Annotated in this window: 18 protein-coding genes; 11 read left to right on the plus strand and 7 right to left on the minus strand. The window is 72.3% G+C overall.

Translation table 11 applies throughout. From position 1 onward, the window contains the following. The first annotated feature begins 146 nt into the window (after positions 1 to 146). From R2740_RS06885 to R2740_RS06910, 6 genes are all read left to right on the plus strand, one after another. Positions 147 to 1112 carry a DUF4192 domain-containing protein gene (locus tag R2740_RS06885; RefSeq protein WP_371301943.1) on the plus strand — a complete coding sequence of 322 codons (966 nt, stop codon included), beginning with the start codon at positions 147 to 149 and terminating at the stop codon, positions 1110 to 1112. Between the two features lie 76 nt (positions 1113 to 1188). Next, positions 1189 to 2655, plus strand: a complete 1467-nt coding sequence (locus R2740_RS06890; protein WP_371301944.1) for a glutamate--cysteine ligase — start codon at positions 1189 to 1191, stop codon at positions 2653 to 2655. Positions 2656 to 3280: 625 nt separating this feature from the next. Continuing rightward, on the plus strand, positions 3281 to 3691 hold the full coding sequence (locus R2740_RS06895; protein WP_371301945.1) for a universal stress protein: 411 nt from the start codon (positions 3281 to 3283) through the stop codon (positions 3689 to 3691). A 91-nt stretch (positions 3692 to 3782) separates the two neighbouring features. Then, complete coding sequence (locus tag R2740_RS06900) at positions 3783 to 4346, plus strand: HhH-GPD-type base excision DNA repair protein (protein WP_371301946.1); 564 nt, start codon at positions 3783 to 3785, stop codon at positions 4344 to 4346. Positions 4347 to 4536: 190 nt separating this feature from the next. Further along, complete coding sequence (locus R2740_RS06905) at positions 4537 to 5997, plus strand: RNA polymerase sigma factor (RefSeq protein ID WP_371301947.1); 1461 nt, start codon at positions 4537 to 4539, stop codon at positions 5995 to 5997. Positions 5998 to 6086: 89 nt separating this feature from the next. Beyond that, positions 6087 to 6626 (plus strand): hypothetical protein, encoded by a 540-nt coding sequence (locus R2740_RS06910; protein ID WP_371301948.1) that lies wholly within the window; start codon positions 6087 to 6089, stop codon positions 6624 to 6626. 1 nt (position 6627) lies between these two features. On the opposite strand, the gene R2740_RS06915 is transcribed toward R2740_RS06910, so the two are convergent. After that, positions 6628 to 7281: a hypothetical protein gene (locus tag R2740_RS06915; RefSeq protein ID WP_371301949.1), complete on the minus strand. Its 654-nt coding sequence runs from the start codon at positions 7279 to 7281 to the stop codon at positions 6628 to 6630. 184 nt (positions 7282 to 7465) lie between these two features. Between R2740_RS06915 and R2740_RS06920 the strand changes: the two genes are divergently transcribed. Next, positions 7466 to 8023 carry a hypothetical protein gene (locus R2740_RS06920; protein ID WP_371301950.1) on the plus strand — a complete coding sequence of 186 codons (558 nt, stop codon included), beginning with the start codon at positions 7466 to 7468 and terminating at the stop codon, positions 8021 to 8023. 146 nt (positions 8024 to 8169) lie between these two features. Here R2740_RS06920 and R2740_RS06925 read toward each other — a convergent pair whose 3' ends face one another. The 3 genes from R2740_RS06925 to R2740_RS06935 form a co-directional block, all read right to left on the minus strand. After that, positions 8170 to 9006: an EamA family transporter gene (locus R2740_RS06925; RefSeq protein WP_371301951.1), complete on the minus strand. Its 837-nt coding sequence runs from the start codon at positions 9004 to 9006 to the stop codon at positions 8170 to 8172. Positions 9007 to 9008: 2 nt separating this feature from the next. Beyond that, positions 9009 to 9482, minus strand: a complete 474-nt coding sequence (locus R2740_RS06930) for a DUF456 domain-containing protein (protein WP_371301952.1) — start codon at positions 9480 to 9482, stop codon at positions 9009 to 9011. An 87-nt stretch (positions 9483 to 9569) separates the two neighbouring features. Then, positions 9570 to 9803, minus strand: a complete 234-nt coding sequence (locus R2740_RS06935; protein ID WP_371301953.1) for a hypothetical protein — start codon at positions 9801 to 9803, stop codon at positions 9570 to 9572. Between the two features lie 231 nt (positions 9804 to 10034). Between R2740_RS06935 and R2740_RS06940 the strand changes: the two genes are divergently transcribed. Then, entirely contained in the window at positions 10035 to 12143 is a 2109-nt protein-coding gene (locus R2740_RS06940; RefSeq protein ID WP_371301992.1) for a type IIA DNA topoisomerase subunit B, read from the plus strand. A 92-nt stretch (positions 12144 to 12235) separates the two neighbouring features. Beyond that, positions 12236 to 12496: a hypothetical protein gene (locus R2740_RS06945; RefSeq protein ID WP_371301954.1), complete on the plus strand. Its 261-nt coding sequence runs from the start codon at positions 12236 to 12238 to the stop codon at positions 12494 to 12496. Positions 12497 to 12505: 9 nt separating this feature from the next. Here the strand turns inward: R2740_RS06945 and R2740_RS06950 are convergent, their stop codons facing one another. The 3 genes from R2740_RS06950 to R2740_RS06960 are packed head-to-tail and all read right to left on the minus strand — an operon-like array spanning position 12506 to position 17527. Continuing rightward, a complete protein-coding gene (locus tag R2740_RS06950) occupies positions 12506 to 14311 on the minus strand; it encodes an MFS transporter (RefSeq protein ID WP_371301955.1) in 1806 nt (601 codons plus the stop codon). Positions 14312 to 14318: 7 nt separating this feature from the next. Next, on the minus strand, positions 14319 to 15044 hold the full coding sequence (locus R2740_RS06955) for an LppX_LprAFG lipoprotein (protein ID WP_371301956.1): 726 nt from the start codon (positions 15042 to 15044) through the stop codon (positions 14319 to 14321). Between the two features lie 5 nt (positions 15045 to 15049). Next, positions 15050 to 17527 (minus strand): DNA topoisomerase (ATP-hydrolyzing) subunit A, encoded by a 2478-nt coding sequence (locus R2740_RS06960; RefSeq protein ID WP_371301957.1) that lies wholly within the window; start codon positions 17525 to 17527, stop codon positions 15050 to 15052. Positions 17528 to 17605: 78 nt separating this feature from the next. Between R2740_RS06960 and R2740_RS06965 the strand changes: the two genes are divergently transcribed. Next, positions 17606 to 20329, plus strand: a complete 2724-nt coding sequence (locus R2740_RS06965) for a GNAT family N-acetyltransferase (RefSeq protein WP_371301958.1) — start codon at positions 17606 to 17608, stop codon at positions 20327 to 20329. A gap of 61 nt (positions 20330 to 20390) precedes the next feature. Next, the gene (locus R2740_RS06970) at positions 20391 to 20978 is read left to right on the plus strand and encodes a DUF5998 family protein (protein ID WP_371301959.1); all 588 of its coding nucleotides are present in this window, start codon (positions 20391 to 20393) and stop codon (positions 20976 to 20978) included. Positions 20979 to 20980: the final 2 nt, after the last annotated feature.

The raw sequence follows: 20980 nt of genomic DNA on the forward strand, positions 1-20980 counted from the left end.
GCATGGGCCGACCGTACCGGCCGCCGCCGACAGCCGGTACGCCGACATGGGCCAGGTTCCGTCCCGGTCGACGCCCGGAGGTCGGCCTTCCACAGGGCCGCACCTGGCCCTCGCCGAGCTCGGCCGAAGCGGGGGAGCCTCGGGGCATGGAGCCGACGACCCTGACCGCTCGCACGCCCGAGGACCTGCTCGCGCTGGCACCGCTGGTGCTCGGGTTCCAGCCCGAGGAGTCCCTGGTGATGCTCACCTTCGGGGCCCGCGCCTTCCACGCACGCGTCGACCTGCCCGACACCGACGCCGACGTGCCGCAGGTGGTCGAGATGCTGCTGACACCCGTGCTGGTCCACGACCTGCGGAGGGTGGCGTTCCTGGTGTTCTCCGGCAGGGCGCCCCGCCCCGGTCTGGCGCGGGCGTTGGTCGAGGCGTTCACCGCTGAGGGCGTCTCGGTGGTCGACGTGATCCAGGCCGACGGGCGGCAGTGGTTCCCGCTGCCGCCCGAGGGCGGCCGGGGACCCGCCGCGGACTACGACCTGAGCCGACACCGGTTCGCCGCGGAGGGGATCCTGCGCGGTCAGGTGACCTACTCCAGTCGGGCCGCGCTGGCGGCCTCGATCGCGCCGTCGCCCTCCCAGGTGGCGCGCACCGCGACACACCTGGCCGAGCTCCCCGAGCGGCTGGCCGCGCGCCAGCGGGCCGCCGAGGCCGGCTGGTTGCGGTCGGCGATGGCGGCAGCCGACCGGCGCGACCCGGTGGCCGACCCCGACCCCGGCGACCTCGACACGGCACGCCTGGTCCGCGACCTGGCCGACCCCGCGCTCTGGGAGGTGGCGCTGCGTGCGCAGTCGCGGGAGTGCGCCGACAGCCAGACGGCGCTGTGGACCCACGTGCTGCGAGCCGCACCGCCCGGCTGGGTGGCGGGGCCCGCATCGCTCCTGGGCTTCGTCGCCTGGCTGGGTGGCCAGGGCGCGCTGGCGTGGTGTGCGATCGACCGCTGCCGAGCCGAGCGGCCAGACGACGGCTGGGCGCTCGCACTGAGCGACCTGCTGCTCCATGCGGTCCCGCCCAGCAGGTGGCGCGACGACCTCGACCGGGTGGTCCGTGACCTCGCCTGAGCGCTCGCCGCCCGCCTGCGCACCGAGGCGTGGAGAGACCCTGGGCGGGAGCGGCACGGCCCCGTAGGGTGCCGCCATGGGCGAAGAGGTCGACGCACAGGAGTTCTCGCGAGCCGATCGCACCCGGCACCGGGAGAAGGTCCGGCGCTGCCTCGACGTGTTCGAGCGGATGCTGGGTGAGTCCGCGTTCGACACCGACGACCCGATGACCGGTCTCGAGGTGGAGCTCAACCTCGTCGACGAAGCCGGTGATCCGGCGCTGAAGAACGCCGAGGCCCTCGCCGCCATCGCCGACCCGGCGTTCCAGACCGAGCTGGGGCAGTTCAACATCGAGATCAACGTCGAGCCCGCCAAGCTGCGCGAGCGCGGCCTGACGACGTTCGAGGAGAGCCTCCGGCACAGCCTCAACGACGCGGAGGCCAAGTCCTCCGAGGTGGGCGCCCACCTGGTGATGATCGGCATCCTGCCGACGCTGCAGCCCGGTCACATGGGGCCGCAGTCGATCAGCGCCAACCCGCGCTACCGCCTGCTCAGCGAGCAGATCCTGCAGGCGCGCGGCGAGGACATCACGATCTCGATCACCGGCCCCGACGAGCGCCTCGACACCACCTCCGACTCGATCCTTCCCGAGGCCGCCTGCACGAGCACCCAGTTCCACGTGCAGACCTCGCCCGACGACTTCCCCGAGTACTGGAACGCCTCCCAGGTGATCGCCGGCGTGCAGCTCGCGCTGGGCGCCAACGCGCCCTACCTGCTGGGCAAGCAGCTGTGGCGGGAGACCCGGATACCGCTGTTCGAGCAGGCCACCGACACCCGTAGCGAGGAGCTCAAGGTGCAGGGGGTGCGGCCCCGGGTGTGGTTCGGCGAGCGGTGGATCACCTCGGTGTTCGACCTGTTCGAGGAGAACGTCCGCTACTTCCCGGCGTTGCTCCCGATCACCGACGACGAGGACCCGATGGCGGTGCTGGACTCCGGCGGTGTCCCCCAGCTGCACGAGCTGCGCCTGCACAACGGCACGATCTACCGCTGGAACCGGCCGGTCTACGACATCTCCAGCGGAGTCCCGCATCTACGCGTCGAGAACCGCCTGCTCGCGGCGGGCCCGACGGTGGCAGACCTGATGGCCAACGCCGCGTTCTACTTCGGGCTGGTGCGTGCGCTGGCCGAGAACGAGCGGCCGCTGTGGACCCAGATGTCCTTCAGCGCCGCCGAGGAGAACTTCCACGTGGCCGCCCAGCGCGGCATCGACGCGCAGCTCTACTGGCCCGGGATCGGCCAGGTCGGGGCGACCGAGCTGGTGCTGCGGCGGCTGCTCCCGCTCGCCCACGCCGGCCTGGAGGCGTGGGGGGTCGAGGCCGACGAGCGGGACCGGCTGCTCGGCATCATCGAGCAGCGCTGCCTGACCGGGACCAACGGCGCGGAGTGGTTCGTGGCCAAGATGGCCGGGCGGGCCGGCCAGGACCGCTACGACGCCCTGCGCGCGGTGCTCGAGGAGTACCGCACCAACATGCACACCAACGAGCCGGTGCACACCTGGGACTAGCGGTGCTCCGGCGTCTCCACGGGCGGGCCGCCGTCGGGCCGGGCGGCGGTGCGGTAGCGCAGCCGCTTCCACCGCGCCGCAGGCCCGTGCGCGGGTCGTACCACCCCGCCTTGGTGACCACGACGGCGGTGAGCGGCACCCCGGCCCGGCGTAGGCCGCGGCGAACGCCGGCCACCACCGCGCATCCAGGTCGTGCCAGCCCAGCGGTCCCGGCCTGGCCAGCCAGGCGACCGGGGCCGGTTCGTCAGCCACCGCCCGCGCGAGCAGAGCGGCGGCGACCTCGCAGCGCAACGTGTGGTCGAGCGGTTCGCCCTCGTCGAGCTCCAGCACCGTCGACCGACGGTGCCGAGGCACCCCGAGCGCACCGATGGACACCTCGGCGGGGAACCGGCGACCTCGGCGACGGTCGCGCAGCTCCAGGGCCGCCGACCGCAGCGCCCGGGCCAGGTCGCGGTCGAGGGGTTCGCTCAGGCCGTCCACGTCGTCAGCCTGCCCGGCGGCGGCCCGGGGCGCCGTCATCGTCCACAGGCGCGCGTCGGGCCCGACACGCTGCCGAGCCGGGCCCCGGGTTCGATACGGTGCCCATGAGGGCCCTGGTCGGCCCGCCGAGCGAGGAGGATGGTCAATGGGGACCGTGGTGGTGGGTTTTGTCGACAAGCCCGAGGGAGTGGCGGCCCTGAAGCGGGCGATCGAGGAGGCCAAGCTCCGCGACAGCAAGCTGGTCGTGGTCAGCTCGCACCGGGGCGGCGACGACTTCGACGGCGAGGCCTCGATCCACACCGACGAGGTGCTGGCGAAGGTCAACCGCTACCTCGAGGGCGCCGACGTGGAGCACGACGTCCGCCATCTCGTCCGCGGCTTCGAGCCCGCCGAGGACCTGATCAGCATCGCCGACGCCAACGACGCCGACCTGATCGTGATCGGGCTGCGCCGGCGTTCGCCCGTGGGCAAGCTCATCCTCGGCAGCAACGCCCAGCGGGTGCTGCTGGACGCGCCCTGCCCGGTCCTGGCGGTGAAGGCCGATCCGCAGGTCTGACCCGACCTGACCCGGCCTGACCCGGCCTGACCCGACCTGACCCGGCTCGGCACGGCCGCGCCGAGACGCGGGGTCCAGGCATGATGGCCCCATGGCCATCCAGATCACCGGCGACCCCGACGCCGACCAGGTCCTGACCGACGACCCGTTCGCGCTGCTGGTCGGCATGATGCTCGACCAGCAGTACCCCATGGAGCACGCCTTCCGGGGACCGGCGAAGGTGCTCGACCGCTTCGAGACCCTGGACCCCCGCCGGATCGCTGAGGCGGACCCCGAGGCGTTCGCCGCGCTCTGCGCCGTCCCCCCGGCCATCCACCGGTTCCCCGGCTCGATGGCGGCGCGGCTGCAGGCCCTCGCCGCGCTCGTCGTCGACGAGTACGACGGCGACGCGGCGCGACTCTGGCAGGAGGCCGACAGCGGCCGAGAGCTGATGCGCAGGCTGACCGCACTGCCCGGGTTCGGGAAGCAGAAGGCGCAGATCTTCGTGGCGCTCCTCGCCAAGCAGCTGGGCGTGCGGCCCGCCGGCTGGGAGCAGGCGGCGGGCGCCTACGCCGAGCCGGGCTACCGGTCGGTGGCCGACGTCGTGGACCCCGAGTCGTTGCAGAAGGTGCGCGACCACAAGAAGCAGATGAAGGCGGCCGTGAAGCGCTCCTGAGCGACGCCCACGCCACGCGCCCCGACGCCGGGTCCGGATGCCGGGTCCTCATGGTGGGCATGGCACAATGGGCGCGCGGCCTTGACACCACCGGGCCTTGCCGCGCCCCCGTGCCGTTTGACGAGAGGTGTTTGTGTCCTCGAAGCCACGTCCGTCGCTTCCCTCCGATGTGCTTGCGCATCCTGCCCTCGTGGCCCTCACCAGGGCCGGCCGCAGCCGAGGCACCCTCGATCCGGCACAGGTCCGCCGGGCCGCCGACGGGGCCGGGCTGACCGCCGCGCAGCTCAGGCCGCTGGTCGGCCACCTGACCGAGCTGGGCATCGTCGTCGAGGCGGCCACCACGTCGACGCGGGCCGCGGCAGCGACCACCAAGAAGGCCGCCAAGGCGCCCGCCAAGAAGGCCGCGACCAAGGTGGCGGCCAAGAAGGCGCCCGCCGCCAAGGCCGCCAAGCCGGCCAAGAGCGCGGCCGCCAAGGCTCCCGCGGCGAAGAAGGCGGCGGCCAAGAAGGCCCCGGCCACGAAGGCCGCTGCCAAGGACGGCGCCCCCGTCGACCTCGAGGTCGAGCTCGCCCAGCCGGTCGTCGGCCCCGACGGCAAGAAGGTGCTGCCCGACATCGACGACGCGCAGTTCGAGAAGGACGTCGCGAGCGACCCCAGCATCAAGGAGGACGAGAAGCAGGCCTTCGTCGTCTCCGCCGCCGACGACACCGACGAGCCGGAGCAGCAGGTCATGGTGGCCGGTGCCACCGCCGACCCGGTCAAGGACTACCTCAAGCAGATCGGCAAGGTGCCGCTCCTCAACGCCGAGATGGAGGTCGAGCTCGCCAAGCGGATCGAGGCCGGCCTGTTCAGCGAGGAGAAGCTCGGCAAGGGCGGCAAGATCAGCGACAAGATGCTCGACGAGCTCGAGTGGATCGCCGAGGACGGCCGCCGCGCGAAGAACCACCTGCTCGAGGCCAACCTGCGACTGGTGGTCAGCCTCGCCAAGCGCTACACCGGTCGCGGCATGCTCTTCCTCGACCTGATCCAGGAGGGCAACCTCGGCCTGATCCGCGCGGTGGAGAAGTTCGACTACACCAAGGGCTACAAGTTCTCGACCTACGCCACCTGGTGGATCCGGCAGGCGATCACCCGTGCGATGGCCGACCAGGCCCGCACCATCCGGATCCCCGTCCACATGGTCGAGGTCATCAACAAGCTGGCCCGTGTGCAGCGGCAGATGCTGCAGGACCTCGGTCGCGAACCCACCCCGGAGGAGCTCGCCAAGGAGCTCGACATGACCCCCGAGAAGGTCATCGAGGTCCAGAAGTACGGCCGGGAGCCGATCTCGCTGCACACCCCGCTCGGTGAGGACGGCGACTCGGAGTTCGGCGACCTGATCGAGGACTCCGAGGCGATCGTCCCCGCCGACGCCGTCAGCTTCACCCTGCTCCAGGAGCAGCTCCACGCGGTGCTCGACACGCTCTCCGAGCGCGAGGCGGGGGTGGTGTCGATGCGCTTCGGCCTCACCGACGGTCAGCCCAAGACCCTCGACGAGATCGGCAAGGTCTACGGCGTCACCCGCGAGCGGATCCGGCAGATCGAGTCGAAGACGATGTCGAAGCTGCGGCACCCCAGCCGGTCCCAGGTCCTGCGCGACTACCTCGACTGACAAGGGCGCCGATCCGGCCCGCGCCGCAACCAAACCGGCGCGGGCGGCATCTGACCCCTCGACATGACATCGACCGTTCGGGGGAATCCATGACTGTTCGACGCACGACCGCTGCCCTCCTCGCCGCCGCCGGGCTGGGCCTGGGGCTGGCCGGCCCGGCCGCCGCCGCCACGATCCGGGTGGACGACGGTGACGACACCGCCATCAAGGCCGACATCCTGCGCGTGGCCGTCAAGCACGACGCCCGGCTGAAGGTGAAGGTCCACTTCGACGACCTCCTCAAGCACTCGGACCAGCGGGTGCAGGGCCTGAACGTGTACGTCGACACCGGCGGCGGCGACCCACAGCCGGAGCTGATGATGGAGGCCGGACTGTGGAAGGGCGCGGACCACGTCGTGGCGCGCACCGGCACGGGCGGCTGGGGGCTCGGCCAGGGAGTCGACTGCTTCTCGCGGCTGCGCGTGGACTGGCAGGCCGAGACGGCGGTCGCCGTCTTCGGACACGGGTGCCTCGGCAAGCACCCGAAGGCGCGGGTGGCCGTGGTGGCCTATGAGAGCACCGACGACGGCTCCGGCAGCGACTGGCTGCTCGGCCGGCGTACCTTCACGCGGTGGGTGAAGCGGGGCTGAGTCAGGCCGGCGCGGCCTCGACCATGGGCCCACCGTCGGCGCTCTCGGTGCCGACCCAGTCGATGACCCACTCGCCGTCGAACTCCTCGGAGCTGGTGGCGTAGGCGTCGCCGACGCTGACCGACGGGGGAGTGCCGAAGCAGGAGGCGGGCACGGTCATGGTCACGACCGCCCCGTCGGTGGTCGCCGTGGAGCCACAGCCGCCGCGCGAGTCCTGGCTGTCGGTGAGGTCGAGCTTCTTGGCGTCCTGGAGACGGACGACGTCGACCTTGCCGGTGCCACCCTCGATGGTGAACCCGGAGTAGAAGTCGTCGACGGCGGAGGGGTCGATCGGGTCGGCGTAGGTCATGGTGACGACGAGCTGCTTGCCGTCGTAGGTCGCCGTGAGGCCGGTCAGGTCGGTGTCGACGGTGTTGTCGGGCCGGGGGTCGGGGTGCTTGCCGTCGACCTTCACGTCGCCCGTCGGGTCGGTCAGGGACCCTGGGGCGGCCTCGGCCGTGGGGCTGTCGCTCGCGCTCGCCTCGCTCGACGCTGAGCTGGAGTCGGAGGTGGCGGCCGTGGGGTCGGACGCGGTCCCCCCGGACTCGCTGCCGCAGGCGGCCAGGCCGGACAGGGCCAGGACGGCGACCGCAGCGGCGGTGCGCGTGCTCAGCATCGGGACTCCTCAGGTCGGCGACATGCCCCCCCAGCGTCCCTGTTCTTGCCCGGGGATTCAACGACGAGCCCCCTTCCGGCGGGTCACGATCCGGATTCGACGGCAACTTCTCGGCGTTCCGATGCATCTGCACAGGACAGCGCGGCTCCACGAAGGGGACGCCATCGAACCAAGGGGGACCCTGATGACGACCACCACGAACCGCCTCTCGACCCGGCTCGCCGCGGGTGCGCTGGTCGCCGGGATCGCGCTGCTCGGCGCACCGGCGTACGCCGAGAGCATGAGCGCCGGCGACCCGGCGGACGCCACGGCCTCGCTCTATGACATCCGGAAGGTGTCGGCCAACCACCAGGACACGAAGCTGGTCGTCGAGGTGAAGGTCACCGACCTGCTCCTGGAGAGCGACGGTGGGCCCGCCTCGATGTCGTTGTTCATCGACACGGACCGCTCCCAGGCCGGGCCCGAGCTGCGGCTGGGGACCGGTCTGCAGACCGGCACCGACTATCAGCTCGTCAGGATGAAGAACTGGCGAGCGGTCGGCGAGCCGTTGACGTGCGGGCACAAGGTCAAGCTCGTGGCCGACAAGGACACGGTGCGGTTCCGGGTGAACGCCGGCTGCCTGGGGTCCCCGGACGAGCTGCGCGTCGGGGTCAAGATGGTCGACCTCTGGGACGGCTCGCACCCCGTCCGGGACTGGTTCAAGGGGGTCCGCCACTGGACCCGGTGGCTGGACCGCGGCTGACTCGCTGCGGGTGCGAGAGGCTACTGGTGCGTACGACGCACCTGCTGCGTCGTACGCACCAGTAGACATCCCCGCCCCCGCCCCGCCCGCGCCGCCCGCGCCCCCGCAGCCCGCCCAGGGCCCGCCGAACGGGCGACGAACGTGCCTCAGCGGGCGGCGACCAGGGCGACGGCGGTCAGGCAGAGCGCCAGCCCGGGGACCTGGCCGCCATGCACCCGCTCGTGGTGGACCGCGGCCGCGAGCATGACGGTCACCGCGGGGTAGAGCGAGGTGAGCACCGCGGCGATGGCCAGCAGCCCGGTCTGGGTGGCGGCCAGGAACAGCGCCGATGCCAGGGCGCCGAGGGCGCCGGTGAGCGATCCCCACAGCCAGCTGCCGCGGCTGGGGCGCCATCGGGAGCCCGTGAGCATCGCCAGCCCGACGATCACGGCGCCGGCGACCACCTCGTTCACCGCCAGCGGCAGCAGCCCGGCCCGCTCGGGGATCCGGTCCAGTGCGACGAAGAACCCGGCGAAGCCCAGGCCGGCCAGGATGCCGTCGCGCAGCCCGGTCGGCCGCCCGTCGGCGTCCTCGGTGGCGGGGGAGACGCGTGAGACGAGCCAGATGCCGGGCAGGGCCGCGAGCACACCCGCCCAGCCCCACGGCCCGAGCCGCTCACCGAGCAGCAGCCCAGCCAGCACCGGGAGCAGCGCGGCGGACACCGCCGACACCGGTGACACGACGCTCATCCGGCCGAACGCGAGCCCCCGGTAGAGGAACATCGTGCCGATGCCGTTGGCCGTGCCCGCCGCGAGGGCCCAGCCCAGGTCGGCGAGCCGCGGGTCGCCGCCCGCGAGCACGGCGTACGACGCCACCAGCAACGCCCCGGCCAGCTGCATGACCAGCGCCATGGAGAACGGGCTGAACCGGCGCCCCATCGTGCCGCCGACGAAGTCGGTGAGCCCATAGCTGACGGCGGCCCCCAGGGCCAGGGCGACGACCACGGTCAGACCGCTGCCACGCCGCCGAGCCAGACGACGATCGCGGCCCACCCGGCCACGAACTCGACCAGGATGCTGACCCCGACCGCGCGCAGGGCCGCCTTGGTCGACGGCCAGGCCGCCTCAGCGCCGACGCGGACCCGCTCGGCGACGTAGACCCCCACGGGGAACCCCACGAGCGCACCGACGACGGGGATCACGAAGAAGCCGGCGATCGCCGTCACGGCGCCGACCAGCATCGTGGAGGTGGGCACGGCGGCCTTGAGCTGCTTGCCAGGGAGGGCGTACTTCACCACCTGGCCGACCCCGAGCAGTAGCACGGCGCCGAGCGCGAAGGCCCAGGCGGTCCGGCCGCCGTCCTCGGCGGCCCACCCCACCATCGCCACGGCCATCAGCAGGGTGCCGGGCAGGATCGGGATCACGATCCCGGCCAGCCCGACCAGGATGGCCAGCCCGAAGGCGACGTCGACGAGCGTCACGGGGGTCACCCTCCCACACCCCGCCGCGCGGAAAAGGTGACGGCCCCGGACCTGCAGGTCCGGGGCCGTCGCAGTCGTCTGCCGCGGTCAGCGCTCGCCGTCGGGCGCCGTCGCCGGGGTGTCCTTGAGCTTGTGGGTCTCGTCGTGCACCGTGGCCGCCACCTGGCGCAGCTTGTCGCCGTGCTCGCGGGCGTGGTGGGCGCAGAACAGCAGCTCGCCGCCGCTGACCAGCTCGACACGCAGGTAGGCCTGGGCGCCGCAGCGGTCACAGCGGTCCTCCGCGCTCAGTGACGCGGTGCTCGGGGCAACAGCAGTGGTCACGGTGGCCTCTCTCTCGTCCGGTGTCTGGCTCAACGTAGCCACCGGTCCCAAGATTCCCGGCCGTCACGTGGTGCAGAACACGTCCATCCAACCACGGGCACCCCCGCCCCGGGGCCGGATTTCCACGGGTGGACACCGGATCCGGGGAAGCGGATGTCGATCACCGTAGACGCCGCGGCGCCGTCCGAGCGGCAGGCGAGCCTTCCTGAGCGTACGGCGTGTCGCAGGTAGATTCGACGGCGTACCGCCGACGTCTGGACCAGCAGGAGCACCACCATCGCCGACAACACCTACACCGCCGCCCATCTCCTGGTGCTGGAGGGCCTCGAGGCCGTCCGCAAACGGCCGGGGATGTACATCGGGTCGACCGACACCCGCGGGCTGATGCACTGCCTGTGGGAGGTCATCGACAACGGCGTCGACGAGGCGCTGGCCGGGGCCGCCCACCGGGTCGAGGTGACGTTGCACGGCGACGGCTCGGCCGAGGTCTACGACGACGGCCGCGGCATCCCGACCGACAAGGAGCCCAAGACCGGGCTCCCCGGGGTCGAGGTGGTCGCGACCAAGCTCCACGCGGGCGGCAAGTTCGGCGGCGGCTCCTACGTCGCCACCGGCGGCCTGCACGGCGTCGGGCTGTCGGTGGTCAACGCACTCGCCGCGCGGATGGACATCGACGTCGACCGGTCGCCGTCCACCCAGGGCCTCAGCTTCCGCCGCGGTGCGCCCGGCGTCTTCGACGGCGCTGCTCCCAGCGACGGGTTCACCGCGAAGTCCGGCCTGACCCGCAAGGGCGGCCGGGTGGCCAAGGGCCGCACGGGCACCCGGATCCGGTTCTGGCCGGACCGGCAGATCTTCACCAAGGACGCCACCTTCGTCTATGCCGACCTGCTCGAACGGGCCCGGCACACCTCCTTCATCGTCCCCGGCCTGGAGCTGGTGATCCGCGACCTTCGCGGTGAGACTCCGGTGGAGGAGAAGTTCCGTCATGACGGCGGCATCGCCGAGTACGCCGACTTCCTCGCCCACGACGAGCCCGTCACCGAGGTCCTGCGTCTCCAGGGGTCCGACACCTTCACCGAGACCGTGCCGCTGCTCGACGACAAGGGGCACATGACCCCGCAGGAGGTCGAGCGCGAGCTGACCGTCGACGTGGCGGTGCGCTGGGGCACCGGCTACGACACCGAGCTGCGCTCCTATGTCAACGTCATCGCCACCCCCAAGGGGGGCAGTCACGTCAGCGGCTTCGAGCAGGCGGTCACCAAGACCTTCAACGAGGTGATGCGCAGCTCCAAGGCGCTCAAGGTCAACGACGCCGACGTGATCAAGGACGACGTGCTCGAGGGCATGACGGCCGTGGTCACCGTGCGGCTGGCCGAGCCGCAGTTCGAGGGCCAGACCAAGGAGATCCTCGGCACGCCCGCCGCGCGCACCGTCGTACGCCGGGTGGTGTCGGCCGAGCTGAAGAAGTTCCTCACCTCCTCCAGGCGCGCCGAGAAGGCGCAGGCCAAGCTGCTGATGGAGAAGGTCGTCGGCGCGTCCAAGACCCGGATCGCGGCCCGTCAGCACCGCGAGACCCAGCGGCGCAAGAACGCCCTGGAGTCCTCGGCGCTGCCGGCCAAGCTGGCCGACTGCCGCACCACCGACACCGAACGGTCCGAGCTGTTCATCGTCGAGGGCGACTCGGCGCTCGGCACCGCCAAGCTGGCCCGCAACTCCGAGTTCCAGGCGCTGCTGCCGATCCGCGGCAAGATCCTGAACGTCCAGAAGGCCTCCGTCGGCGACATGCTCAAGAACGCCGAGTGCGCCTCGATCATCCAGGTGGTCGGCGCGGGGTCGGGGCGGACCTTCGACCTCGACGCGACCCGCTACGGCAAGATCATCTTCATGGCCGATGCCGACTCCGACGGCTCCCACATCCGGTGTCTGCTGGCCACGCTGTTCTTCAAGTACATGCGCGAGCTGGTCGACGAGGGCCGCGTCTACACCGCCGTGCCGCCGCTGCACCGGATCGAGCTGTCCAACCCCAAGCGCGGGATGGACAAGTACCTCTACACCTACTCCGACGACGAGCTGCAGCGGAAGCTCGCCGAGCTCTCCAAGAAGAGCGTGCGCTGGAAGGAGCCGGTGCAGCGCTACAAGGGCCTCGGTGAGATGGACGCCGACCAGCTCGCCGAGACGACCATGGACCCGCGCCGCCGCACCCTGCGCCGGCTCACCGTCGACGACGCCGACGAGGCGACGACGGTCTTCGAGCTGCTGATGGGCTCGGAGGTGGCGCCGCGCAAGGAGTTCATCGTGCAGGGCGCCTACGACGTCGACGTCGAGGCTCTCGACGCCTGAGCGACACGATGGCGCGAAGGACCTCGGAGCAGGCGGAGCAGAACTACGATGACCCTGCTCGGGCCGACGGGGGGCGGGCAGGAGGAGCGGACGTGAAGCGGGATCGGGACCGTGCGACGGTCACGGTGCGGTGGGCGGCGGCCTTCGTCGTCGCCTCGATCCTGCTCGCGTTCGGGCTCGCCAACCTGGTCGCCTGGGTCGTCAGTGCCCGGCAGTGCGAGGGCTGCGAGGACTCCGCCCCGGTGGTCGCCTACGGACTCACCTTCGTCGGCACCCTGGTGCTGGCAACCCTCGTCGGACTGGTGGCCCTGGCCGTGCGGCTGGGGCTGTGGGCCGAGCAGCCGCGCCGCTGACCCACGGGGTCAGCCGGCGGAGCGGAGCAGGTCGCCGGCCGAGAGGGCGCGGGTGGCGGCGTGCCGGAAGAGCAGCAGCGCCAGGAGGCCGGCGAGCAGCGCACACACCGCCGCGCCGACGAAGACCGTGTGCTCCTGGGCGATGCCGGCCTGGCGGAGCAGGTCGCTGAAGGCGTCGCAGCGGGAGCTGCCGTCGCACACCTCGCGGACCGGCGGGATGTCGGCCTGCTCGGCGTAGTAGCGGCGTAGCCCGATGGTGGTCAGCGCGGAGATCCCGACCAGCATGCCGACCATCCGCGCCACCACGACCAGCGCCGACGCGAGACCGTGCACGAGGTCGTCGGTGGCGGCGAGGACGGCCGCGTTGACCGGCGCCAGGGCGAGCCCGAACCCCAACCCGCCGAGCAGCAGCGGCACGGTGGCCGTCCACGAGCGCAGCGCGTCGACGTCCCACTGCGCCATCAGCAGGAAGCCGGCGGCCGCGCCGGCCATCCCGAGCGCGGTCACCACCCCGGCCGGCAGCCGCCGGGTGAGGAAGCCCCCGAGGACTGCCCCGACCGGCAGCGCGACCAGGAAGCGCACGAGCACCAGCGCGGCACCGAGCTGGGAGTCGGGGTAGATCGTCGAGCGGGCGAAGATCGGGATGTCGATCAGTGCCGCGATCAGCGAGGAGCCCACGAAGAAGCTCACCAGCAGTGACCCCCAGGCCGGCGTCCGGGCGATCGACCCTCGTGGCACCAACGGAGACGCGGCCCGCCGGAGGTGGGCGGCGAAGGCGGCCGCGGCGACGGCCGCCACGCCGAGGTACCACCAGCCGCGGTCGGAGAAGACCTCGATCTGGGGGTCGGCGGTGGCGAACGCGAGGACCACCCCGCCCAGGGCGGTGGCCAGCAGCAGCGCGCCGGTCAGGTCGGCCTCGCGCGTGGCCCGCCACCAGCCGGCCACGTCGACCAGCGGGCGGCGCGCGGTGGCACAGCGGACCACGAACAGCAGGAGGGCGGTCGCGGCGATCGCGCCGAGCGGCGTCACCCATCGGGACCCGCCGGTCAACGGCACGAACAGCGAGCCCCAGGTGAGGTCACGCCGGATCGCCTCGGGCTGGGTGAACACCAATGCGCTCGCCGCGGTGCCGACCACGAGCAGCAGCAGGGCCACCGGGTCGGGCAGCCCGCCCCGGCGTACGCCGGCTCCGGCGAGGCCGGCGGGGGCGAGCGTGCGCAGCGCCGCCGCCAGCACCAGCCCGACGGCGAGGTTGATCGCGAAGATGGCCCGCCAGTCGGCCACCGCCAGCACCGCGGCGCCGAACAGCGGCCCGAGCACGCTGCCGAGCTCCTGGACGCCCGACACGACGCCGAGCGGGACCCCGCGACGCTCGGCGGGGAAGAGATCGGCCACCAGGGCCAGCGTCGCGGGCACCAGCCCGCCCCCGCCGACGCCCTGGAGGAACCGGCCCGCCACGATGCTGGGCAGGTCGTAGGCCAGGCTGGTGACGAACGAACCGACCGCGAAGACCACCAGCGCCATCAGCAGCACCGGGACCCGCCCGCGCAGGTCGGCGATCCGGCCGATCAGCGGCAGCATGGCGACATAGCCGAGGAGGAAGCCGGACACGATCGGCGCCGCCCGCTGCAGCTCGTCGATCGGCACCCCGACGCTGCTCATCATGTCGGTGAGAGCCAGCACCACGACGTAGGTGTCGGCGGCGGCGAAGGCCACCGCGATGGCGGCCAGCCCCAGCAGCAGCCGCGCCTGTCCGGAGACCGCGGGAGCCGTGTCATCGGGATCTGGCGCGGCCGCCATCCCCGGCTCGGTCATGCCCGGCTCACGGTGCGGCGATGTCCTGCTCGGTGCCGTAGTCGGTGAACTCGACGGTGTAGGTCATGGAGGCGCTGTCGGGGTAGAAGATGCCGGTCAGTGTCGCCTCGCGGAGCTCGCCGTCGTCGGTGACGGAGTAGGCCACGTCGAAGCTGTCGCCCGACGAGCTGGGGATGACCGACTTCATGGCCGTGCCCGGCACCGTGCCGGTGTACTCGGTGAGGATCTCGTTGTTGTCGGTGCCGCCGCGGACGCTCTCACCCTTGGTCAGGTCGGTGGTGGCCTCGAGCAGTCCGGAGAACCCCTCGTCGGGCTTCATCAGGGCGGCCGGGTCCGGGGCGCCGTAGTCCGCGGGGTCGACGTCGGACCACCCGACCGTGAGCGGGATCTGGGCGTAGACCTTGTCGTCGACGGCGATCACCGGGACGTCGACCCGGGAGCCCGCGAACACGATCGTGATAGTGCCGTCGAACGCCGGCGCGTGGGTGGCCACCCCGGTGGCCGCGTCCAGGCCCTGCACCCCGTCGGGCAGGTCCTTGGTGGTCAGCGACAGCTGCAGTCCGGAGGTGTCGTCGAGCCGCTGCTTGGCCTCGGCCAGCACGTCCTCCGGGGTCGGGTCCTTGGCGCCGTCGGCCTCGGAGCCGCTGGAGCAGCCGAGGGTCGTCAGCGCGACCAGCAGCACGAGGGCGACCGGGCGCAGGCCGGGCACTCGCCGGCGGGGGTGGGCACGCATGGGCGTCACCCTGCCACACCGAGCCGCGCGGCCAGCGCCGTCGCCACCGGCCCGGCGCAGCCGGCCAGCGGCTGCGACCCCGGGACCCCCGACCCGTCGCGCCTTCCGTTGGCTTCGGGCAGGTCGACCGGCGCACCGGAGGCGGCCGCGGCCCGCGCCGGCGCCGACCCTGCCCAGGCGAACACCAGGGTGTCCTCGCCCTTGAGGAAGCGGTGGCAGCGGACCCCGCCGGTGCCTCGCCCCTTGGGTGGGTACTCCGTGAACGGACTGACCTTGACCGAGCCGGGCTCGGTGCCCGGTAGCGCGGTCGAGGAGCCCGACGCGGTGACCACCACCGACGTCGCGGGGTCGAGCGCGCCGAACCAGGTGACCCGCTGGCCGGTCGCCACGCGGACGCCGGCCATCCCGCCGCCGCCACGCCCCTGTGGCCGGACCAGGCCGGCCGAGAAGTGCAGCAGCTGCGCGTCGGAGGTGAGGAAGCACAGCGTCTCCTCGCCGGTGGCGAGCTCGACGGCGCCGACCACCTCGTCGTCGTCCTTGAGCGAGATCACGTCCCACTCGTCCTTGCTCAGCAGCTCAGGGTTGACCCGCTTGACGACGCCGTCGCGGGTGCCGAGCGCGAGACCGGGCCCGTCGGTGACGAGCGTGGTGAGACACAGCGCCCGCTCACCGGGGTCGAGGGTGGCCACCAGGCTGAGCGGCAGCCCGCCCTGGAGGTGGGGGTCGTTGGCGGAGGCGGGCAGCGCGGGCAGGTCGAGCACGCCCAGCTTGAGCAGCCGGCCGCGGCTGGTGACCACGCCGACCTCCCCGCGGGCGGTGGCGGGCACGGCGGAGACGACCACGTCGTGGTTGGCGCGGGCTCCGCCGGAGCCGGGGAGCTCGTCGCTGCTGGTGCGGGCCAGCAGCCCGGACGACGACAGCAGGGCGTAGCAGGGGTCGTCGGCCACCTCGAGGGGCACGGCCGAGGTGACGGCGGCGGTGCCGGCGGACTCCAGGAGCACCGTGCGCCGCGGGGTGCCGTAGGTCTTGGCGACCTCGCCGAGCTCGTCGGAGACGACCCTGCGCAGCAGCGCGTCGTCGCCGAGGATCGCGTCGAGCTCCTCGATGGTCGTCTGGAGCTCGCTCTGCTCCTTCTCCAGCTCCAGCCGGGAGAACCTCGTCAACCGGCGCAGCGGCATGTCGAGGATGTAGTCGGCCTGCACCTCGGTGAGGTCGAAGACCGTCATCAGCCGCTCCTTGGCGGCGGCCGCGTTGTCCGAGCTGCGGATCAGCTGGATCACCTCGTCGATGTCGAGGATGGCCAGCAGCAGCCCCTCGACCAGGTGCAGCCGGTCGGCCGCCTTGGCGCGGCGGAACGCCGAGCGCCGGCGTACGACGTCGTAGCGGTGCTGCAGGAACACCTCGAGCAGCTCCTTGAGGCCGAGGGTCCGGGGCTGCCCGTCGACGAGGGCGACCGCGTTGATCGAGAAGGACTCCTCCAGCGGGGTCTGCTTGTAGAGCTGCTCGAGCAGCGCCTCGGGGTGGAAGCCGTTCTTGACCTCGATGACCAGGCGGGTGCCGTTGGTCATGTCGGTGAGGTCCTTGACGTCGCTGATGCCTTGCAGCTTCTTGCCCTGGACCAGCGTCTTGATCCGCTCGACGATCTTCTCGATGCCGACGTTGTAGGGCAGCTCGGTGACCACGATGCCCTTGCGCCGCGGGGTGACGGACTCGACCCGGGCCAGTGCCCGCATCCGGAACGAGCCGCGGCCGCTGGCGTAGGCGTCGCGGAGGCCGTCGAGCCCCACGATGGTGCCGCCGGTCGGCAGGTCCGGGCCGGGGACGAAGCGCATCAGGTCGTCGAGGGTGGCGTCGGGGTGCTTGACCAGGTGGCGCAGCGCCTGCACGACCTCGACGAGGTTGTGGGGAGCCATGTTGGTGGCCATGCCGACCGCGATGCCGGTGGTGCCGTTGACGACCAGGTTGGGGATCGCGGCCGGGAGCACGGTCGGCTCGGTCTCGCGGCTGTCGTAGTTGGACTTGAAGTCGACGGTGTCCTCGCGGATCGAGGCGGTCATCGCGAGGGCCGCGGGGGTCATCCGGCACTCGGTGTAGCGCATCGCGGCCGGGCCGTTGTCGGGCGACCCGAAGTTGCCGTGGCCGTCGACGAAGGGCAGCCGCATCGACCACGGCTGCGCCATCCGCACCAGGGCGTCGTAGATCGCGCCGTCGCCGTGGGGGTGCAGGCGGCCCATCACCTCGCCGACCACCCGGGCGCTCTTGACGTGGCCCCGGTCGGGTCGCAGCCCCATCTCGTCCATCGTGTAGAGGATCCGGCGCTGCACCGGCTTGAGCCCGTCGCGGGCGTCGGGGAGGGCTCGGGAGTAGATGACGGAGTAGGCGTACTCGAGGAAGGACGACTCCATCTCCTGCTTGATGTTGGTGTCGAGGATGTGCTCCTCGAAGTCGTCGGGGAGGGGGTCCTTGGTCGTCCGCCGTGCCATGCGGGCGATTCTCGCTGGTTCACCCAACGGTTGCCGGGTGGAAACGCCGGGGTCCCACGAGAGCGATAGATTCAGGGGGTGAGCGAGACCGTCCAGGACACCGGCCAGGAGGCCGCGCCCGCCCGCCCCCCGCGGCACTGGGAGGCCGATGTCCTGCTGCGGGACGGCCGCACCGCTCACATCCGGCCGATCCGGCCCGACGACGAGGCGCGGATGGTCGAGTTCTACGCCCGGGTCTCGCCCCAGTCGAAGTACTACCGGTTCTTCGCGCCGATGCCCGAGCTCTCCGAGAAGGACCTGCACCGGTTCACCCACGTCGACCACACCCAGCGGGTGGCGTTCATCCTGACCGTCGGTGAGCAGATGATCGCCGTGGGCCGCTATGACCTGGTGAAGCCGGGGGAGGCCGAGGTCGCGTTCCTCGTCGAGGACGCCCACCAGGGCCGCGGCATCGGGCAGCTGCTGCTCGAGCACCTGGCCCAGGCCGGCCGGGAGCGGGGCATCGAGCGGTTCACCGCCGAGGTGCTGCCCGACAACCAGGCGATGATCCACACCTTCCGCGACGCCGGCTACCGCGTGGTGAGCGGCTACGAGGACGGTGTGATGGTCCTGGACTTCCCGATCCAGCCGACCGACACCGCCATCGGCGTGATGGAGGACCGGGAGCACCGGGCCGAGTCCGCCTCGATCGCGGCCTTCCTCAACCCCCAGTCCGTGGCGGTGATCGGCGCCAGCAGGCGCCAGGACTCCATCGGGCAGGCCCTCGTGCGCAACCTGGTCACCGGCAACTTCACCGGCCGGGTCCACGTGGTCAACTCGCAGGCCACCGCCGTGTCCGGCCTGCCGGCGTACGCCAGCGTCGGCGAGATCCCCGACCAGGTCGACGTGGCCGTCGTGGCGGTGCCCGCGGAGTCGGTCCAGGACGTCGTGCTCGACTGCGCCGCGAAGGGGGTGCACGGGCTGATCGTGATCTCCTCGGGCTTCGCCGAGACCGGGGAGATGGGCCGACAGCGGCAGCGGCGGCTGGTGGGGCTCGCGCGGTCCTACGGACTGCGGCTGATCGGGCCCAACTGCCTCGGGGTGATCAACACCGACCCGGCCGTGGAGCTCAACGCGTCCCTGTCCCCGCTGATGCCGCCCCGGGGGCGGGCCGGCTTCTTCTGCCAGTCCGGGGCGCTCGGCTCGGCGATCCTGGAGAAGGTCAACAACCGTGGGCTCGGACTGTCGACGTTCGTCAGCGCGGGCAACCGCGCCGACGTCTCCGGCAACGACCTGCTGCAGTACTGGCTCGAGGACGAGGCCACCGAGGTGGTCCTCCTCTATCTGGAGTCGATCGGCAACCCCCGGAAGTTCTCCCGCGTCGCCCGGCGGGTCTCACGACGCAAGCCGGTGATCGCGGTGCGCTCGGGCCGGACCACCCAGGGGGTCCCGATGGGCCACTCCGTACGCCGGATCGGGGCGCCGCCGGCCGCGGTGGACGCGATGTTCCGGCAGGCGGGCGTGATCCAGGTCGACACGCTCGACGAGATGTTCGACGTCGCCCAGCTGCTCGCCCACCAGCCGCTGCCCCGCGGTCGCCGGGTCGCCGTGGTGGGCAACTCCGACGCCCTCGGGCTGCTGGCCACCGACGCGGCCGCCTCGGTGGGTCTGGTGGTCAACCGGCAGGTCGCGCTCGGGGCCGACGCGACCGCCGAGGACTTCGAGGACGCCCTCGACGGGGCGATCGACAGCGACGACATCGACGCCGTGGTCGCGGTCTACATCCCCCCGCTGAACGTCTCCGGTGAGGACGTCGCCAACGTGCTCGCCGCGGTGGGGGAGCAGTCCGACAAGCCGTTGGTGTCGTCGTTCCTCGGGGCCGAGGGCATCCCCGAGCTGCTCCGGGTGCCCGACGTCGCCGGACACACCGCCGGGCGTGGCTCGGTGCCGTCCTATCCCGCCGTCGAGGCGGCGGTGCGCGCCCTCGCCCGCGTCGTCGAGTACGCCGTGTGGCTGCGGCACCCGGTCGAGGAGCCGCACGAGCCCGGCGTACTGGACTCGCCGCCGGCCGGCAAACGGCTGGTCAACGAGATCCTCATGCACCACCCCAACGGCAAGGACCTGGAGCCGGCGGAGCGGTCGGCGCTGCTGGGTGCCTACGGCATCCAGTGCTGGGAGGCGCGCCCCGTCGAGAGCCTCGAGGCCGCGGTGGTGGCGGCCGAGGAGCTCGGCTGGGACGTCGTGCTCAAGGCCACCCACGAGCGCCTGCGCAACCGCCCGGACCTCGCCCACGTGTGGCGCAACATCGACACCCCGGCCGAGATGGAGGATGCCTGGACCACGCTGATCGAGACCGTCAGCGCCCCGGAGGACGCCGGGTTCGTGGTCCAGCGCAACGCCCCACCCGGTGTCCCGGTGGCGATCAGCTCGCTGGAGGACCCGCTGTTCGGGCCGGTGGTGTCGTTCAGCATCGGCGGCGCGCTCACCGAGCTGCTGGCCGACCGCGCCTACCGCATCCCGCCGCTGGCGCCGCAGGACGCCGCCGACATGGTGCGCGAGATCAAGTCGTCGCCGCTGCTGTTCGGCTACCGCGGCAGCGAGGTGGTCAACGTCGACGCCCTCGAGGAGCTGATCCTGCAGGTGTCCCGGCTCCAGCACGACCTGCCCCAGGTGCGCTCCCTGGAGATGCCGCTGGTGCTCGCGGGTGCGCGGGACATCAGCGTGCTGACCAGCAGCATCCGGCTCGAGCCCGTGGTCGACCCGCGCTCCGACTGGTTCGTGCGGCGGATGAACACCCCGGCGGGCGACACGCTCCCGGAGTAGCCCCCGACCGCCGTCCACAGGCCGCGCGCAGCGGTCCGGGACGGCGTGAGAGACTGCGCGGATGCGGCAGAGCACCACCGACGAGCGCGACCACAGCCCCGAGCTGCGCGACGCGATCCAGCACACCGGCTACTACCCCGAGGTTGTCGCCGACGGGGTGCTCGGCGCGGTCGCGGGCGAGCAGGTGGTGTCCTTCTACGTCCACCACGAGCCGACCTTCGAGCGCGAGGAGGTGCGCCGTCACCTGACCGTGGTGGTGCTGACCCCGACCCGGCTCATCCTGGCCCACACCGACGAGCACGCGGGCGACGACCTGCTGCCCGAGCCCTACACCTCCACCTCCACCGAGGCCATCACGCTCTCCTCGATCCGCTCGGTGGTGGTCACCCGGATGGTGACCAACCCCGCCGCCGGCCCCTCGGCGGCGGCCGAGGCCGTGCTGACCATCGGCTGGGGTGGAGTCAGTCGCGTCGACCTCGAGCCGGCCGGCTGCAGCGACCCGCAGTGCGACGCCGACCACGGCTACACCGGCGTGGTCGCCGGCGACGACTTCTCGCTGCGGGTCTCGCGCGCCGCCGACGGCAACGACGCGGTCGGCGGGCTGCTGTCGTTCGCGGCCTCGCTCTCCGCCCGCACCCATCCGGCCTGACG

The sequence above is a fragment of the Nocardioides sp. genome, from assembly GCF_041393715.1.
Classification (GTDB): Bacteria; Actinomycetota; Actinomycetes; order Propionibacteriales; family Nocardioidaceae; genus Nocardioides.

Excerpts from the sequence above, each read along its gene's own strand:
- R2740_RS06885 (WP_371301943.1), top strand. The coding sequence starts at position 147 with ATGGAGCCGACGACCCTGACCGCTCGCACGCCCGAGGACCTGCTCGCG.
- R2740_RS06890 (WP_371301944.1), top strand. The coding sequence starts at position 1,189 with ATGGGCGAAGAGGTCGACGCACAGGAGTTCTCGCGAGCCGATCGCACC.
- R2740_RS06895 (WP_371301945.1), top strand. The coding sequence starts at position 3,281 with ATGGGGACCGTGGTGGTGGGTTTTGTCGACAAGCCCGAGGGAGTGGCG.
- R2740_RS06900 (WP_371301946.1), top strand. The coding sequence starts at position 3,783 with ATGGCCATCCAGATCACCGGCGACCCCGACGCCGACCAGGTCCTGACC.
- R2740_RS06910 (WP_371301948.1), top strand. The coding sequence starts at position 6,087 with ATGACTGTTCGACGCACGACCGCTGCCCTCCTCGCCGCCGCCGGGCTG.
- R2740_RS06915 (WP_371301949.1), bottom strand. The coding sequence starts at position 7,281 with ATGCTGAGCACGCGCACCGCCGCTGCGGTCGCCGTCCTGGCCCTGTCC.
- R2740_RS06920 (WP_371301950.1), top strand. The coding sequence starts at position 7,466 with ATGACGACCACCACGAACCGCCTCTCGACCCGGCTCGCCGCGGGTGCG.
- R2740_RS06950 (WP_371301955.1), bottom strand. The coding sequence starts at position 14,311 with ATGACCGAGCCGGGGATGGCGGCCGCGCCAGATCCCGATGACACGGCT.
- R2740_RS06955 (WP_371301956.1), bottom strand. The coding sequence starts at position 15,044 with ATGCGTGCCCACCCCCGCCGGCGAGTGCCCGGCCTGCGCCCGGTCGCC.
- R2740_RS06960 (WP_371301957.1), bottom strand. The coding sequence starts at position 17,527 with ATGGCACGGCGGACGACCAAGGACCCCCTCCCCGACGACTTCGAGGAG.
- R2740_RS06970 (WP_371301959.1), top strand. The coding sequence starts at position 20,391 with ATGCGGCAGAGCACCACCGACGAGCGCGACCACAGCCCCGAGCTGCGC.